The sequence below is a fragment of the Phocaeicola sp. RTP21198st1_B8_RTP21198_201120 genome (assembly GCF_040929485.1).
GTDB lineage: Bacteria > Bacteroidota > Bacteroidia > Bacteroidales > Bacteroidaceae > Phocaeicola > Phocaeicola dorei.
This window is the reverse complement of the sequence record NZ_JBCOCI010000064.1, coordinates 13,251-28,590: the sequence shown is the minus strand read 5'-3', so window position 1 is coordinate 28,590 and position 15,340 is coordinate 13,251. Positions and strand designations below refer to the sequence as shown.

Sequence of the window (15,340 nt, the reverse complement as noted above, 5' to 3'; positions counted from 1 at the left end):
CTCAAGGACTCCAAATCTATCAATACAATAAAAATATTGACGGTTCTTGTTTTTCCGTACACCATATTATATATACGGTGCACCGGCTTGTACTACTTGTTTGTTTATCTTAAATCTTTCAAAGAACTCCTATTCCTGTTTGCCATCGTTTCCGAAAGCGGATGCAAAGGTAAGAGATTTTATCGTAACCACCAAATGTTTTCGAAAGTTTTTTTTGAAAAAGTTTTTTTTCGAAACTTCCATAAAAGGCGGACCATCCATCCTCCCAGGGTCTTATCCGTTCTCGCTCCCTTAGCCCCGCTAAGGTAAGATACCAGGTGCAGATCACTATCAAGGAAATCTCCCACGTTTGTTTCACCAAGTCAGTAACACTGTCTGAAGTGCCGCATCTCTCTCGATTGCGGGTGCAAAAGTAGACCTTTTAACGCTAACAGGCAAACTTTCACAAGACAAATTATCCGGATTCCCTGAAACTTTTTTGTAATACGCTGAATCACAGATGTGTTACAAAGAAGGTTTTTATAACGGAGGACACGAGAGAAAAAAGACAGACACATTATAATATTCGCACGCGCGTAAACAAAAACGGAAAAAGAAAAAACGAATACGCAAACAAAAGCCGGAAAAAACGGAAAAAGAAAAAAACGGAAGGCAAACTTGCAAACTTGCAAAACTTGCAGCACTTCCACACCCACACACGTGCGCGTACATTAATAATGCAACAAAATAATATGTTCCAAAATTCCACTCTATTTCTTTATTGTGATCTGTGAATGACCTGATCTCCCTCCTGTTTTCTTGTTCACGTTTTTTCTCTTTTGTGAAATATATGCGTCTTGATGAGGAGATTCCTTTAAAAGGCCATTACTACAGCCAATGCCGGCTGGAGAACAGCAGGCGGCAGGTCTTCTGACAGGACAGTGCCTCGGAAACGGGATGTCGTGCCGTGTGTCTTCATACAGTTCATGTGCTCCGAAGGGTTAGTAACGTGTGTTCCGTAAAGTTAGTAACGTGTGGCCCTATACGTTACTAACATACAGGTCTGCACGTTAGTAACGTGTTCCATTTAGATTGATAGCGCGTTATTCTGCATGCCGACAGCTTGTTCTCCACGGAATTATGCAAGCTGTACCAGCATGATTGGCGGAAGTCTCCGGTCTGTACAGATACCTGCTGAAGGTTCGGACAGTCATCCCTTTGCCACCTGTGTCTGTCCGATTCCGGTTTCTGTCTTCCACTTTCCTTTTTTCTCCTTATACGGTCCCACCTCTTTCCACCAAAAATCCTGTCACATCTCTCCCTTTTCCCCCGCTCCACCTTCTGTGTCCCGTCATACTTTCCTCCATTTCAGCTCTCCCCTGCATCGTCCGTTTGTCCTCCTCCACCGTTGCTTGTCATACCCTCCTTGTACCCTCTCATTTTTCCACATTATAATGTACGCGCACGTGTGTGGGTGTGGAAGTGCTGCAAGTTTTGCAAGTTTGCAAGTTTCATCCCCGCTTTATATCATAAAGGGAACTGAAAATAAATAATATTCTAGCATTTAGTCAATGCTCCAATAAACTATATAATTTTTTATTGCTATATTTGTCCTCATCAAATCATCAAAATGAATATAACTTCTACTATCATAACAGCTTCGGACGGAACACCCCTCTCCTTATATGATGTATGCCGATTTCTATCCAAGCAACAATGGAGACACATATTAAAACTATTGGAACAGGAAGGAATACATATAGAAAGAATAGAAGCTTATGAATATCCGGAAGCCCGAGACATCAAACATCTATTTATACGCTTTAAAAAAGAAAAAGAAGACACTCCTTTTTATTTACTATCTCCAGAAATATTCTCTAAACTAACCAACACGATAATACAAGAATATTCTTCAAATATAAAATAAAAGAAGTTGTATAAACTATTAAATTAGAATGAGATGAAAAATATCAATGGTCAAGGCAATGAAATTACAATTATTTTACCACATGACAAAAATAGATTGTGCATCCTCCCATCATGAACAATTCAATCAAATCATCAATCGATCCAACATCATAATTACAGGAAACAACAATCATGTTTCCATGCATTTCGATTCAGAAGAGAATGTTGAAAAACTACTTTTTAATGAATATTTTCTGTTGATTATCAAAGGAAACAGTAACACGGTTAATTAAGCTGGGGCATTGGTATTTGGTGTACCGACGCACATACTATAACAAATTTAAAGGGAAAACCGATTAATTTGCTCAAAGTATAGAAATTGGCAAATATGTATGGGTAGGAAAAGATGTAAAGATTGGTAAAAATACAAAAATACCCGATGACAGTATTGTGGGTTGGGGAAGTATTGTAACAAAAGTATTCCACGAACCGAATATAATATTAGCAGGCATCCCTGCAAAAATTATAAAGAGAGGTATAAATTGGGATCGTAGATATATCAATAAATACTTACTATAATCGTATTTTAGGGTGTCTGACTAGATATCTTTTCAGACACCCCATTGATAACTATTCCGTTAGAACTGGAAATAAATAAACGGCTGAATATCACTGCTCTTTATCTGGATAACCAAATAAATCAGTACTACCAACAATAATGCCTTTCCCAATAAAGGTAATTTTACAACTCCACGACAACACGCATCCTGCCAACTATCAGGAGCAAAATGTAGCAAATACCCTATTCCCATCAAAACAAACACTTTCCAATAACCTTCTATCAGCTGCATGAATACCTCGGGATGAAAAGCTGTAAATATCTGCTTCAGCATAACAACCGAAGCTTCAAAAGTCGTATTACGGAAAAATATCCAGCAGAAACAAACAAAATTGAAAGTAATAAGAACTGCAAAAAATTTACGAATGCCCTTACTAGTGGCCGTCTTAGGCTTATGCAGCAAGTTACGCCAGAATTTCTGTGCAGCCAGTGCTATTCCATGAAATCCTCCCCATATCACAAAATTCCAAGATGCGCCATGCCACAAACCACCTAACAACATAGTAAGGCACAAATTAATATAAGTACGGGCCTTCCCCTTGCGGTTTCCCCCCAATGAGATATAAAGATAATCTCGCAACCATGTAGAAAGAGAGATATGCCAACGATGCCAAAAATCGGTTATACTATCGGCTTTATAAGGCGAATTAAAGTTCATAGGAAAACGGAAGCCCAACAGCAAAGCAAGCCCGATAGCCATATCACTATATCCGGAAAAGTCACAATAAATCTGTAAAGCATACCCATATACACCAAACAAATTCTCAACCCCGGAATAAAGAGCCGGATTATCAAAAATACGTTCCACAAAATTTACACTGATATAATCGGAGATTACAGCTTTCTTGAATAATCCGCTGATGATAAAGAAAACACCGGTACCAAACATCTCCGAGGAAACAAACAGCGGTTGCCTGATTTGAGGAATAAAATCGCGGGCACGTACAATAGGACCCGCTACCAGCTGTGGAAAAAAAGACACATAAAATGTATAATCCAACAACCTGTTCAAAGGAACCAATTCACGACGGTAAACATCTATGGTATAACTTAAAGACTGGAAAGTGAAGAACGATATCCCCACCGGCAAGAAAATATCCAACGGCTGGAATTTACCATTCCACAAAGGAGCCAGCATCTGATAAAAGAAATTGGTATACTTGAAATAACAGAGCAATCCTAAATTTATTCCCAGACTTGCCAGCAGCAAAAACATCCGTTTCCATTGAGTTTCGGTATGCGCCATACGCCCTGCCAGCAAGAAATCCGTCACTGTCACCACCCCCAGCAAGAAAAAATAAAAACCGCTACTCTTATAATAGAAATAATAAGAAAACAGCGTTACAAACAGGATGCGTGCCGTATCCTGTTTCTGCAATAACATATAAATCAGGCTAAAGCCCAAAAACAGAAACAAAAACAAGCCGCTGCTAAAAATCATCGGTTGCTTGGCATTATAAGTCAATACTTCAGCCAGTTTACTCCAATCCAGTTGCCACATATTCATTATACGCTTTAATCAGTGCCTGATGTAATAAATTACCTTGTAAACGATATCCATCGGGAGTGAAATGAATGCCATCCGCACGAAACATGTGGTGCTTCGTCCAGTTACGACAAGCATCTGTCTTTCCTCCTACTATATTATACATATCCCAAACTGCCATTTTATGCTCTTGTGCATACTCCTTTATAATACGTGCAGCCGTTACGGTTCTCGGATTAATAGTACGTGCACGACGACGTCCCACATATGCTCCGGGAGGTGTAGTAAGTAAAAAAAACGCTTCAGGACAGGCAGCTTTCAACATACCCAACAGTCTGCCTATCTGCATTTTGTGAGCCTGAGCCAGATAACGGCGGCTATGTGCCTCATTGGTTCCAAAAGAAACAATAATCAGATCAGGATGCAAAGAAGCTATTTTTTTTATTTTTTCATCGTCAGAGAAAGTAACAGAAGTAGCTCCATTAATGCCAAGCATATGATAAACAATACCCGGTTCGCCCGTCTCATGTGCCAACCCTTCGGTACGATATGAAATGGTATCAGGATAAACAGCCTCAGCACCAAAATCATGTTCCAGACAACGACGGGTTATTAATGGATAAAGATGCCCCCGCACATGAGAATCACCTATATGGACTATCCGTACCGGTCCCGTCATATCATTCAGTTTTTGAAAGAAAGGAGAAAGCGAACGGCTCTCATCTTCTATCACATTATCTAAAGAATGAGTAAAACTCGCCGGAAGTGAATCATGTACTGTTATCAGCCGCATACCACGATGCATTTCCTTTGTTTCACCGGGTATGCGAAGCGGCTCCAACGGTCGGGACAATGCCGGAATAGCATCCTGGGCATAAAGACATGGAAACAGCAAGAACAAAAACAATACCATTGCTACACCGGACAGACCAAGAAATCTGTTATTCCTCCTCATAGGCTTTCCGCTTTTCGTATTGCTCTTTGCCATACATCAATGTTTCAAATAAGATACCTGCCAAATGCCTGCCTCCCTTAAAATTGATATGGGTATAATCAAGATTCGCCATTTTTTGCCCGATCATATCGACAATGCTTCCTTGACCTCCCATTGCCTCATACATATTCCAAAAAGCGATATGGCTATCAGCCGCAATGGACTGTTGATAACGGATAAGATTCTTGACTCCGGGCATGGTGCGGAGATCTCCATTCTCGTTTTTATATTCACGGTCACCCACACTGACCAGTAAAATGCTGGTTTCAGGAAAAGCTGTCTTCAAATGCTCTATCACCGTAAGCATCCCTTTCTTATAGCCATCGTATTTTACGCCTCGTTCCGTAGCCACATTCAAACCATATTGGACCACAATCAAATCGTATGGACGAAGACGTTGGAAATCGCGAAGCGTATGTAAAGGAATACTACGTAAATGAAGCCCACTGCTACCACGTACGCTAAAATTATCCAAAGATATTCCCTGCTTGCCATCCATAGCCACTCCATAGAAAGTAGCAGAATCAGCATGTTCCACACTCCACCGTACTTGTCCTATCCTTCCTTTCACCGAAACAGCCTGCACACCTCCTGTTCCTACTTCCTCATGCAACTCTCCTTCCGCAGCATTATTCACTTTAGAACGGACAGCGGCAAAACCTTTATTTAGGAAATAAAAAGTAGAAACCTCACAGGTATCCAGTCGGGAAGCATATTTACTCTGTCCTTTTAACTGCACATAAGCACCTTCACGAGGGAAAAAATAATGTCCGGAAATATCTTGCTGTATTTTATCAAAACCAACAGAGTCATTGGATGAATGACTGCTCCATCCCCCAAAAGTATGGCGTACCGTAGGACGGTAACCGCTGATGGAAGAGGTTACAGGAACATATCCCACTCCGCACCCACCAAATTCTTGTTGAAGCATTTCGCGCAAATCGGCAGTAAAAATATCAGCTTCTATAAAAGAATCACCGAAGTAAGCGATGCGTACAGGGCGTTTCATGGTTTTCACTTTGGAAAGTGCCTCATAAAAATGTTTCATTCCCCGCATGGTGGAATCCGAATAATCCTCAATACAAGTAATACCCGTTTTACATGTATCCACAAAAATAGGTTTTACAGGAGGAGGAAGAACAATGGTGTCGGAATCACATACTTCTTCTTCCACATCCGGACGGATATCAGCCAACAGGTCCACCTTGCGCAACGGTTTGCCTCCCACCGACATGGGGGGAAGGAAATACAGCCCCATTAACGCTCCTACTACGATAAAAGTGAGAAGAAAAGTAGCCGGTATATAGTTTTTCATATTGCTATATTTGTAAATTAACCGCAAAAGTAGTGATTTTTTAGACGGAGTACTTCATGATAGAGGCTAAAAAAAGAAAAAAGACTGCGCCAGAAAGAGGGCAACAGTCTTTTTCTTTAATAATGAAAAGACAGATTCAAATCGTCTTTTCTATGTTCCACACAAAAGCACGTAATCCCAATTGTTCGGTTTCCTTATCCATTTTATGCAAGGCGTCCAATAACGGATCCACTTTGGTGTCATCTACCACTGTCATAATAGCCGAGCACATACTGGGCCACGCGTGACTGCCATAATGCGGTTCTCCTTTTACAGAGCCGCGCCCCTGCAACTGCTGCCAATAACTGAATCCACGACAATTCTGGCGATCCAACAATGCCAGAATACGTTCGTAAAAAGCTTGGTCGAAAGTGATGAAAACAGATTTCATTATTCCATTTTTTATTTTAAGTTCTGTCATCCGGTCCCCTATTCATTTCGATTCGGATAACAAATATATTAATTATTCTTTTTTACCTTTAGTCATCTCTGTCTTATGCGCTTGATAATAGTCATTCAGCTCACGGGCAGCTTTCATCTTCTTACGGTTACGCTTGATACCTGTACCGGCAAATGAACAGTAGAGCACCGGAACCAAAATCAAGGTGAGCACGGTAGATACAGTCAAACCACCGATTACGGACACCCCTAAAGGCTGCCACATTTCAGAACCTTCCCCTCCTCCTATCGCCATCGGCACCATGCCTAGAATAGTGGTTAAAGTGGTCATTAAAACCGGACGTAAACGACTACGGCCCGAAACAACGACCGAATGAATAACAGACATGCCCCGCTCACGACATAAGGTAATGTAATCAATAAGCACGATACCATTCTTCACTACGATACCAATCAACATGATACCTCCCAACAAACTCATGACATTCAATGTAGTCCCCGTTCCATACAATGCCATCAATACCCCACTGAATGCAAACGGAATAGAGAACATAATGATAAACGGATAGGTCAGAGACTCAAACTGGGCAGCCATTACAATAAATACCAATATAATAATCAAAACAGCCAAAGTTCCCAGATCGCTGAATGAATCCTGCTGATCCTCATAAGAACCCGCCACCTGGATACTGATACCGCTAGGTAAATCCATCTTATCAATAATAGACTCACCTGCCACCACCACACTACCTAAAGGCGCACCTGAAATCACAGCGGAAACTGTTACAATACGTTCACGGTCTTTACGTTCAATAGTAGGAGGAGCGGAACGCTCCACCACCGTACCGATATCTTTCACCCGAATCGCTTTACCTTCATTAGTATAAATCAGAATATTCTCCAAACTTTCAATACTGGTACGGAACTGGGGAGCATAACGCACCTTGATATCATATTCGTCACCATCTTCCCGATAGTAAGAAGATAAAGCACCATTAACACGGTTACGCAGATACAAAGCTGCTGTAGAAAGATTCAAACCATGTAAAGCCAATTTTTCACGATCAAAATCCACTTGATATTCCGGCTGATAATCCTGACGGCTGATATTCACCTCAGATACACCGTTCACTTTCAATAAAGCTTCTTTCAATTCAGCTGCAGCTTTATCTGTCTCTGTAAAATCATATCCATAGATTTCAAAATCGGCAGTGGCCTGTCCACCCATGCCTCCACTGCTACCACCCAGGATAACCTGAGCTTTATCCAATTCGGGATAGGCTTTCAGATCCTCACGCATACCATCGCAGACTTCTGCCAACGTAACAGAACGTTGATCGGGATTATAAAGGTTGATATTGAATGAAATGATATGGCTACCATTATCCTGAATAGAAGCCCAAGTATTATCTGCATCAGCCTGTCCCACAGTATAGTTACAGATACGCATCACCCCTTCATATTTCTTCAGCCACTTTTCGGTCAATTCCTGAGCCAATGCCTGGGCACGTTCTACGCGAGCTCCGATAGGCAATTGTAATTGAACAGAAATACGACTGTTGTCTTGTGACGGAAAAAACTCTGTACCAATTCCTTTCGCACAAATCAGGCTCAGCAGAAAGAACCCGAAACAACCGGCAATAATAGTCCTGCGGTGACGAACAGCCCAGTTCAAACGTTTCTGATACCAGTTATCCAACCCGTCCAACGCACGTTCTATTGGTTTGTAGAATGTGACAAAACACTTGCTTTGTTTTTTTTGCAAGCGAAGCATCTGCGCACACATCATCGGAGTAAATGACAGCGCCGAGATAGTAGAAATAGTCATAATAACACACATCATCCAGCCCAACTGACGGAACAAAACTCCCGACATACCACTGACCATCGTCAACGGGAAGAATACCGCAATCATAGTCAATGTGGATGCGATAACAGAAATTGCCACCTCATTTGTTCCATGGATAGCCGCCTGTTTCGGCTCGGAGCCACGCTCGATATGGGTCGTCACGTTTTCCAAAACAACAATAGCATCATCCACCACATTACCAATCGCAATAGAAAGGCACGACAAAGAAATAATATTCAGCGATCCCCCATCCGTGATGGCCAAATAAATAAAAGAGGCAATCAATGACATGGGGATAGTGATACAGATAATCACTGTAGCACGCCAACGACCTAAGAAAACAAATACCACCAAAACCACAAACAGAATGGCATACATAATAGTTTCCGTCAAACTGTCGATGGTATTCAAAATATTATCTGAAGTATTCACAATAACCCCCAGTTTCACGTCACTGGGTAGTGACTTCTGCAACTTAGGCAACTGGTCCATTACTTTCTGGGAAATGTTCACAGAGTTTGCACCCGATTGTTTCTGTACAACAATCATAGCTCCTTGCACCCCGTTATTATAGGTTTCCTGAGCACGTTCTTCTACAGAATCGACTACCGTTGCCACGTCACGCAAATACACCGAAGCACCATTGCGTGTACCCACTACGATATTCTCCATTTCTTTCGGGTCCTTGAATTCCCCTTCCACACGCAAGGAATAGGTATTACTGCCCACATCGAAAGTTCCGCCCGGAGTATTCTTATTTTCAGCCCCGACAATGGAGCTGATGGTCTCAATCGTCAAATCATACGCTTCCAGTTTGTTGGGATCACAATAAATATTCACCTCACGTTTTGGCGCACCGGCAATGGACACCGTTCCCACGCCGGGAACACGAGCCAATGGATTTACTACATTATCATCCAATATCTTATATAGAGCCGGCTGACTTTCTTCTGCCTGAACGGACAACAGCAGGATAGGAATCATATCCGTACTGAACTTAAAGATAATCGGAGTATTGACTTCATCGGGAAGTTGTGAACTCACCATATCCAATTTATCACGCACATCATTAGTCAACACATCAATATCATAGCCATATTCGAATTCCAAAGTGATAACTGATATATTTTCTGAAGACTTGGATGTAATATGTTTCAAATTACTAACCGAGTTCAACGTATTTTCCAACGGACGGGTTACGTTGTTCTCTATATCGGAAGCACTGGCACCCTGATAAGATGTCATAACCATAATGGTATTGGTATCAATATCTGGATACAAGTCTACCGGAAGTTTCGACAATGAGAACAGACCAAAGATTGCTACGGCCAAAAAGCATAGCGAGGTCATAATCGGTTTTTTAACCGCTCCTTCGTATAGACTCATGTTTGTTAAATTAAAAATTGAAAATTAAGAACTAAAAAATCATATATAGGTAAATAAATATAGAGTATTATCAACTAACTCTCAATTTTTAATTTACTGCCACTTCCACACCATCGGCCAAACGGGTCTGACCGGCGACCACCACCTGCGAATTATCCTCCACCCCGGAAATCAATTCATATTCGGTTCCCATCCGACGTCCCAATTCTACTTTATTATAGGAAACCTTACCGTCTTTGTAGACATATACATAACGATCGCCCGAACCGGCACGTTTCACAATAGCCTGATCAGGAACTACCACATGCTGCAATGTACCAAAACTCACAGTCACACGGCCAAACATTCCCGGACGTATACGCTGATGGGTATTAGCCAATTTTACCTCTACAGGAAAAGTATGAGTAGTAGCATCAATAGTAGGATAAACCAAACTAACTTTTCCTTCGAATTCCTCATCACCATACACATCAAATTTCACCTTTACGGTCATACCTTTAGTTACTTTCGGGAAATAAGGTTCGGATACATTAATCAACAGTTTAACCGGAGTGATCTGTTCTATGACCAACACAGGAGTGGAGGCGGAAGAATATAAGTCACCGTTATCAAAATTACGCGCTGTAACCACTCCATTAATAGGACTTAATAACTGCGTATTCTCCAACAAATTATTATAGGAAGTACGACGTACATCTAAAGTTGTTTTCGCTGCATCCCATTCAGATTTGGAAGCTCCACCCACTTTGTACAGTTCATCCATACGTCTGAATTCCGTTTCTTCATTTTCTAACTGCAATTTCATTTGTTTCAGATTTGCCGCATCCATCTGTACTAATTTCTGTCCCTTGGATACATGATCTCCCACTTCAACAAAAATACGGTCTATACGCCCGGGAGAGGTCGGAGCTATATTATTTTTCGCTTCCGCTTCAACAGTGGCAGTATATTCCTCTATCTGATCTACATCGCGGGAAGTTACGGAAGCAAGCCGCACTACCGGTTTGTCCTCCATAGCGGTATCAGCAGCTTCCTTACTCTCCGTTCCACCTGAACATGCACTCAGCATAGTTACCACCAGCAAAGCTGCGAATTGAAAATATTTTCTCATACTGTTATCTTTATGTTAATGTGTTATTGTTCCGTTACTTCATCAATGCCTAAGACTAAGTCCAAATCAGCTTTAGCTACCAGATAGTCATAGATGGACTGGTTATAAGTCAGTTGGGCCTCCGTTAAAGCTACTTCCGAACTATTCAATTCCAAGATAGTTCCTTTTCCTACCTCATATCTTTTTTCGGCAATAGTACGCCCCTTCTCCGCCTGAAATACAGCTTCTTTATTACTTACCACCTGTTCCGTACTAGCAGCCATATTATCCAAGTAACTGGTAGCTTGCATAGTGAGCTGCCGCTCTGTATTGATACGGTTCTCTTCCAGTTGCTTCATCTGGATACGGGTCTGTTTCAATTGAGTAAAATTACTTCCTTTGAATAAAGGAATACTTAGATTCAGACCGATAGTAGAATAGGGCCTCCAATCGTATTCCTTGAACTTGAAATTATCATTCATTGAAGTATACATATATTGGAAACTAGCAGAAAGGGTCGGCATAAAATTGGTATACTGCAACTTCAGCGTCTGCTTTAATTGCAATGCATTCAGTTCCAATTGTTTCAACGTACTGTTATTTATCAAATTGTCTGGGCGAGGCATTGCCTGACGAGTAAACATAGACATTTCGTAATCCTTCAGGTTGCCTTCAACCGCTACCTTTACATCAGACTCCATTCCCATCAAGACCTTCAACTGCAGATTTGCCAAATTCACTCCGTTACGGGCAGACACCACGGTAGGTTTCAAGCTGCGCATCTGCACATCCGCACTAATCTTATCATATTCACTGACAGTTCCCTGTTCATATTTAGCTTTCACCACATTATAATTATCTTCACTCTGCTTATAACTTTTAAGCAGCACTTCATAACTGTCTTGTGCCAAAAGCAACTGAAAAAAGGCTTTGGTTACTTGATTTACCATATCCAGACGTGAAGCACGTGATTTCTCTACAGCCAAGTTCACATCCGTACTTGTCAAACTTATACTTTTGTAAAGAGCCGGAGCAAAGACAGGCAGACTGACAGACAGACCACCACTATAAGTATTATCTGTACCGACTTCAATCACCTCTCCCATCATGGCAAATGACTGCTTTTTTATGGCTCGTGAATAACTGCCCACCAAACTGGCTTCTGGGAAAAGACCGGCATAAGCTTCCCGGCGGGCTTCTTTCTTTAACAGGATTTCCTGACCGGCGACTTTAATGGTGGGATTGTCGCTCAATGCTATCCGGACTGCGTCCTGTAAGGTAATCCTCAATGTGTCTTGTGCTTGTGCACTTTGTATTGCTACATAAAGCAGCAAAAACAAGGTTAACGTAGGTTTGCAATAAAATTTCATTAACTATTACTCTTTATTTAGTGACTTATTTAGTTTCTAACCATACTTATTATGTTCGTTTCCTTTTAAATTCAATAAAAAATCATCCACAATCTTCAACCCCTTTTCAGTGGAAATGCCACGCATATGCATAAATACAACTGTTTCATAAATTTCACCAAGCGAATAGGACTTGCATATTTCCGAATGCAATAACAAGTCCATCTGCTCACATACCATGGCGCGTACAATATTATAATTTACATCATTTCTAAAAATGCCTTGTTCCACTCCTTTGCGATAAAATTCCATAGCCGAATCTAAATTCTCCTTCCGGCTTTCATCAATGTAACGCATTACCTTGGGATATTTCTCAATATCTTCAAAGAATTTCCTGTTTGTATTCTGAAAATCCTGAGCACTTCTTTGAAAAAACTTCAAGAGGACTTCCAAAACATTTTCTGCTTTGGAAGCCACTTGAGTCATATATTCCTGCATCTCCTCCCGATGTAGTTTCATAACATCAAGTAATAAATCCTCTTTGTCATGGAACAATTCATAAAGCGTGCGTTTAGATATAGATAATCCGGTAGCAATATCATCCATTCTCACTGTTTTGACACCTTTCTGTGCAAATGCTTTCGCTGCCGCCAAAACAATGTGTTCCTTCACTACCGTTTTATCCGTTCTTTTTTTCCTGACGCTGTTCATTCTTAACATAAAGGGAAACAAAGATACACTTATTTTATAATACCCAACTTAGAATTTCTGACAAACTCTATCAAATGTGCAATTTCAGGACTAAACGGAACCTGTTCTTCAATACGACGCAATGCATCCTCTGTAGATGTATTCACTTTATACAATATACGGAAAGCATGCGCTATATGTTTAATAACCGTTTCCGAGAAACCTTCATGTTGCAACACGGTGGTATTGATGCTATAAAAAGCCGTAGGCTCATGGGCAGCTACACAATAAGGAGGAATATCCTTGGTAAAACGACACCCACCCTGTACGGCAGCATAAGCCCCCAAGCGAGTCTTTCCCTGCATCAATACATTGGAAGTAAGAATAGCATAATCCTCGACTACACAACAACCTGACACCTGCGAACCGTTACCAATAATACAGTTGTTACCGATGGTCACATCATGTGAGATACGTGCTCCCTGCATAATAAAGTTACCGCTTCCTACCACAGTCTCATCTCCGGCGAAAGTAGCGCGAATAATTACCGCATTCTCACGGATTGTATTATTATTACCTATACGGGCGATGGTATCATCACCCGTATATTTAAAATCTTGCGGAGTAGCAGCAATTACAGCTCCGTTATAAATGGTATTTCCGTTACCGATGCGTGCGCCGCTCATAATGCTGGCGTTGGGCATGATTACATTATCATCACCTATCTCCACATTCTTATCAATGTAGGCAAACGGGTGAATAGTTACGTTTTTCCCGATTTTTGCTGACGGGTCTACATAAGCTAACGGACTAATCATATTCATATTATTTTTAAGGTTAATTATTCACGTCCACCGCCCAATGCGCTGTACAGATTGATAACAGCCTGCATACGCTGGAAAGTATCGGATACTTCGTTCAACTGTGCACTCAGCAATGACTGTTGTGCAGTAATGATTTCCAGATAAGTGGCCTTTCCCGCCTGAAACAAATCATTGTTCATCTCCACCGCTTTTTGCATTTCGGAAACCTGTGCCTGGTGCTCACTCAACTTTTTGTCTGCCGTATCATACAGGAACAAAGCATCACTTACTTCCTTACCAGCTTCCAGAATAGTCTGCTGATAATTCATCTTGGCAATCTGTTCTTCCGCTTTCGATACTTTTAAATTGGCTATCAATTTTCCACGCTGGAAAATGGGCTGAGTCAATGAGCCGATAGCATTCCAAAGCATAACGGCAGGATTAGAAATCACTGTACCATTGGAACCATTAGTCCATCCCAAAGTACCTGTAATATTGACACTGGGATAAAAAGCGGAACGCGCCTGATTGGTAGTATAATAAGCGCTAGCTAATGCCAATTCTGCCGCTTTTACATCGGGACGGTTCTCAAGCAACTGTAAAGGAACTCCCACAGCCAAATCTGCAGGCATCACTTGTTCTTCTAATGTTCCACGATCTATATTCTGGGGAGCCTTTGCCAACAATACGGAAATAGAATTCTCAGTTTCGCGCACCTGACGTTTCAAGTCAGCCAATGAAGCCTCCGTCTGATGATAAGTCCCCTTGCTCTGTGCCACAGCAGCTTCGGTAGTCATACCGGCTTCCTTCATTGCTTCCATAGTGCGCACTGTTTCTTTCATTAACGCCACATTCTGCTCGGTCACACTGACTTGACGGTCGAGCATCAATAAAGAATAATAAGCATTGGCTATACCACCAATCAACTGTGAACGCACTGCCTGCTGATAGGCCTTACTTTGCAAATAAGATGCTTTCTGGCCACGATGGGCATTCAGCAATTTGCCGAACAAATCAACTTCCCAACTTGCAGAAGCAGGTAAAGTATAGTTCTTTACAGGAGTACTTTTGTCCACACTAGTCAACGAACCTTGTGGGGCAAGGGCCAAAGAAGGGAGATAAGACAAGCGAGCTGATGTCAATAACGCCTTCGCCTCCTTCACACGCAGGATAGCAGCCTGCATATCTACATTGTTTGCCAATCCCTCTTCAATCAGCATCTGCAATTTCGGATCACGGAAAATTTCCTTCCATGACAAGTTACCCATATTGGTTGTATCGTTAGCAGCCAATGTATCGTTGGCGGCAACCGGGTCACGATAGATGCCTGTGGCATCTATCGACTCGGGGCGATCGTATGATTTATAGATGTGGCAACCGCTTAATAAAAACGTCGCGCAACATAATCCTATTATCTTTTTCATTGTTCTTCTG

The 15,340-nt window shown here is 41.5% G+C and carries 11 protein-coding genes and 1 pseudogene; 2 read left to right on the top strand and 10 right to left on the bottom strand.

Features of this window, described 5'->3' with window-relative positions:
• Positions 1–1,717 precede the first annotated feature (1,717 nt).
• The gene (locus AB5935_RS18085; protein ID WP_227191564.1) at positions 1,718–1,906 is read left to right on the top strand and encodes a hypothetical protein; all 189 of its coding nucleotides are present in this window, start codon (positions 1,718–1,720) and stop codon (positions 1,904–1,906) included.
• Between the two features lie 33 nt (positions 1,907–1,939).
• Positions 1,940–2,466 (top strand): annotated as a pseudogene (locus AB5935_RS18080) (acyltransferase).
• 59 nt (positions 2,467–2,525) lie between these two features.
• Here AB5935_RS18080 and AB5935_RS18075 read toward each other — a convergent pair.
• From AB5935_RS18075 to AB5935_RS18030, 10 genes are all read right to left on the bottom strand, one after another.
• Positions 2,526–4,007 (bottom strand): MBOAT family O-acyltransferase, encoded by a 1,482-nt coding sequence (locus tag AB5935_RS18075; protein ID WP_007855760.1) that lies wholly within the window; start codon positions 4,005–4,007, stop codon positions 2,526–2,528.
• Entirely contained in the window at positions 3,985–4,947 is a 963-nt protein-coding gene (locus AB5935_RS18070; protein ID WP_007831243.1) for an SGNH/GDSL hydrolase family protein, read from the bottom strand. The genes AB5935_RS18075 and AB5935_RS18070 overlap by 23 nt, the downstream gene beginning before the upstream one ends.
• The gene (locus AB5935_RS18065; protein WP_007831242.1) at positions 4,934–6,301 is read right to left on the bottom strand and encodes an SGNH/GDSL hydrolase family protein; all 1,368 of its coding nucleotides are present in this window, start codon (positions 6,299–6,301) and stop codon (positions 4,934–4,936) included. The genes AB5935_RS18070 and AB5935_RS18065 overlap by 14 nt, the downstream gene beginning before the upstream one ends.
• 136 nt (positions 6,302–6,437) lie before the next feature.
• A complete protein-coding gene (locus tag AB5935_RS18060) occupies positions 6,438–6,731 on the bottom strand; it encodes a PG0541 family transporter-associated protein (RefSeq protein WP_007843382.1) in 294 nt (97 codons plus the stop codon).
• 72 nt (positions 6,732–6,803) lie between these two features.
• Positions 6,804–9,974 (bottom strand): efflux RND transporter permease subunit, encoded by a 3,171-nt coding sequence (locus AB5935_RS18055; RefSeq protein WP_007843384.1) that lies wholly within the window; start codon positions 9,972–9,974, stop codon positions 6,804–6,806.
• 88 nt (positions 9,975–10,062) lie between these two features.
• Entirely contained in the window at positions 10,063–11,085 is a 1,023-nt protein-coding gene (locus tag AB5935_RS18050) for an efflux RND transporter periplasmic adaptor subunit (RefSeq protein WP_038611430.1), read from the bottom strand.
• A 23-nt stretch (positions 11,086–11,108) separates the two neighbouring features.
• The gene (locus tag AB5935_RS18045) at positions 11,109–12,434 is read right to left on the bottom strand and encodes a TolC family protein (protein WP_007831238.1); all 1,326 of its coding nucleotides are present in this window, start codon (positions 12,432–12,434) and stop codon (positions 11,109–11,111) included.
• A gap of 36 nt (positions 12,435–12,470) precedes the next feature.
• On the bottom strand, positions 12,471–13,124 hold the full coding sequence (locus AB5935_RS18040) for a TetR/AcrR family transcriptional regulator (RefSeq protein WP_007831237.1): 654 nt from the start codon (positions 13,122–13,124) through the stop codon (positions 12,471–12,473).
• A 29-nt stretch (positions 13,125–13,153) separates the two neighbouring features.
• Positions 13,154–13,921, bottom strand: coding sequence for an acyl-ACP--UDP-N-acetylglucosamine O-acyltransferase (gene lpxA / locus AB5935_RS18035; protein ID WP_007843388.1), 768 nt, complete (start codon positions 13,919–13,921; stop codon positions 13,154–13,156).
• Between the two features lie 23 nt (positions 13,922–13,944).
• Positions 13,945–15,330, bottom strand: a complete 1,386-nt coding sequence (locus AB5935_RS18030; RefSeq protein ID WP_007843391.1) for an efflux transporter outer membrane subunit — start codon at positions 15,328–15,330, stop codon at positions 13,945–13,947.
• Between the last annotated feature and the right edge of the window lie 10 nt (positions 15,331–15,340).

Bases quoted from the DNA above. Each gene is read 5' to 3' on its own strand.
- AB5935_RS18075 (WP_007855760.1), bottom strand. From the start codon at position 4,007: ATGTGGCAACTGGATTGGAGTAAACTGGCTGAAGTATTGACTTATAAT.
- AB5935_RS18070 (WP_007831243.1), bottom strand. From the start codon at position 4,947: ATGAGGAGGAATAACAGATTTCTTGGTCTGTCCGGTGTAGCAATGGTA.
- AB5935_RS18065 (WP_007831242.1), bottom strand. From the start codon at position 6,301: ATGAAAAACTATATACCGGCTACTTTTCTTCTCACTTTTATCGTAGTA.
- AB5935_RS18060 (WP_007843382.1), bottom strand. From the start codon at position 6,731: ATGAAATCTGTTTTCATCACTTTCGACCAAGCTTTTTACGAACGTATT.
- AB5935_RS18055 (WP_007843384.1), bottom strand. From the start codon at position 9,974: ATGAGTCTATACGAAGGAGCGGTTAAAAAACCGATTATGACCTCGCTA.
- AB5935_RS18050 (WP_038611430.1), bottom strand. From the start codon at position 11,085: ATGAGAAAATATTTTCAATTCGCAGCTTTGCTGGTGGTAACTATGCTG.
- AB5935_RS18045 (WP_007831238.1), bottom strand. From the start codon at position 12,434: ATGAAATTTTATTGCAAACCTACGTTAACCTTGTTTTTGCTGCTTTAT.
- AB5935_RS18040 (WP_007831237.1), bottom strand. From the start codon at position 13,124: ATGAACAGCGTCAGGAAAAAAAGAACGGATAAAACGGTAGTGAAGGAA.
- lpxA (WP_007843388.1), bottom strand. From the start codon at position 13,921: ATGATTAGTCCGTTAGCTTATGTAGACCCGTCAGCAAAAATCGGGAAA.
- AB5935_RS18030 (WP_007843391.1), bottom strand. From the start codon at position 15,330: ATGAAAAAGATAATAGGATTATGTTGCGCGACGTTTTTATTAAGCGGT.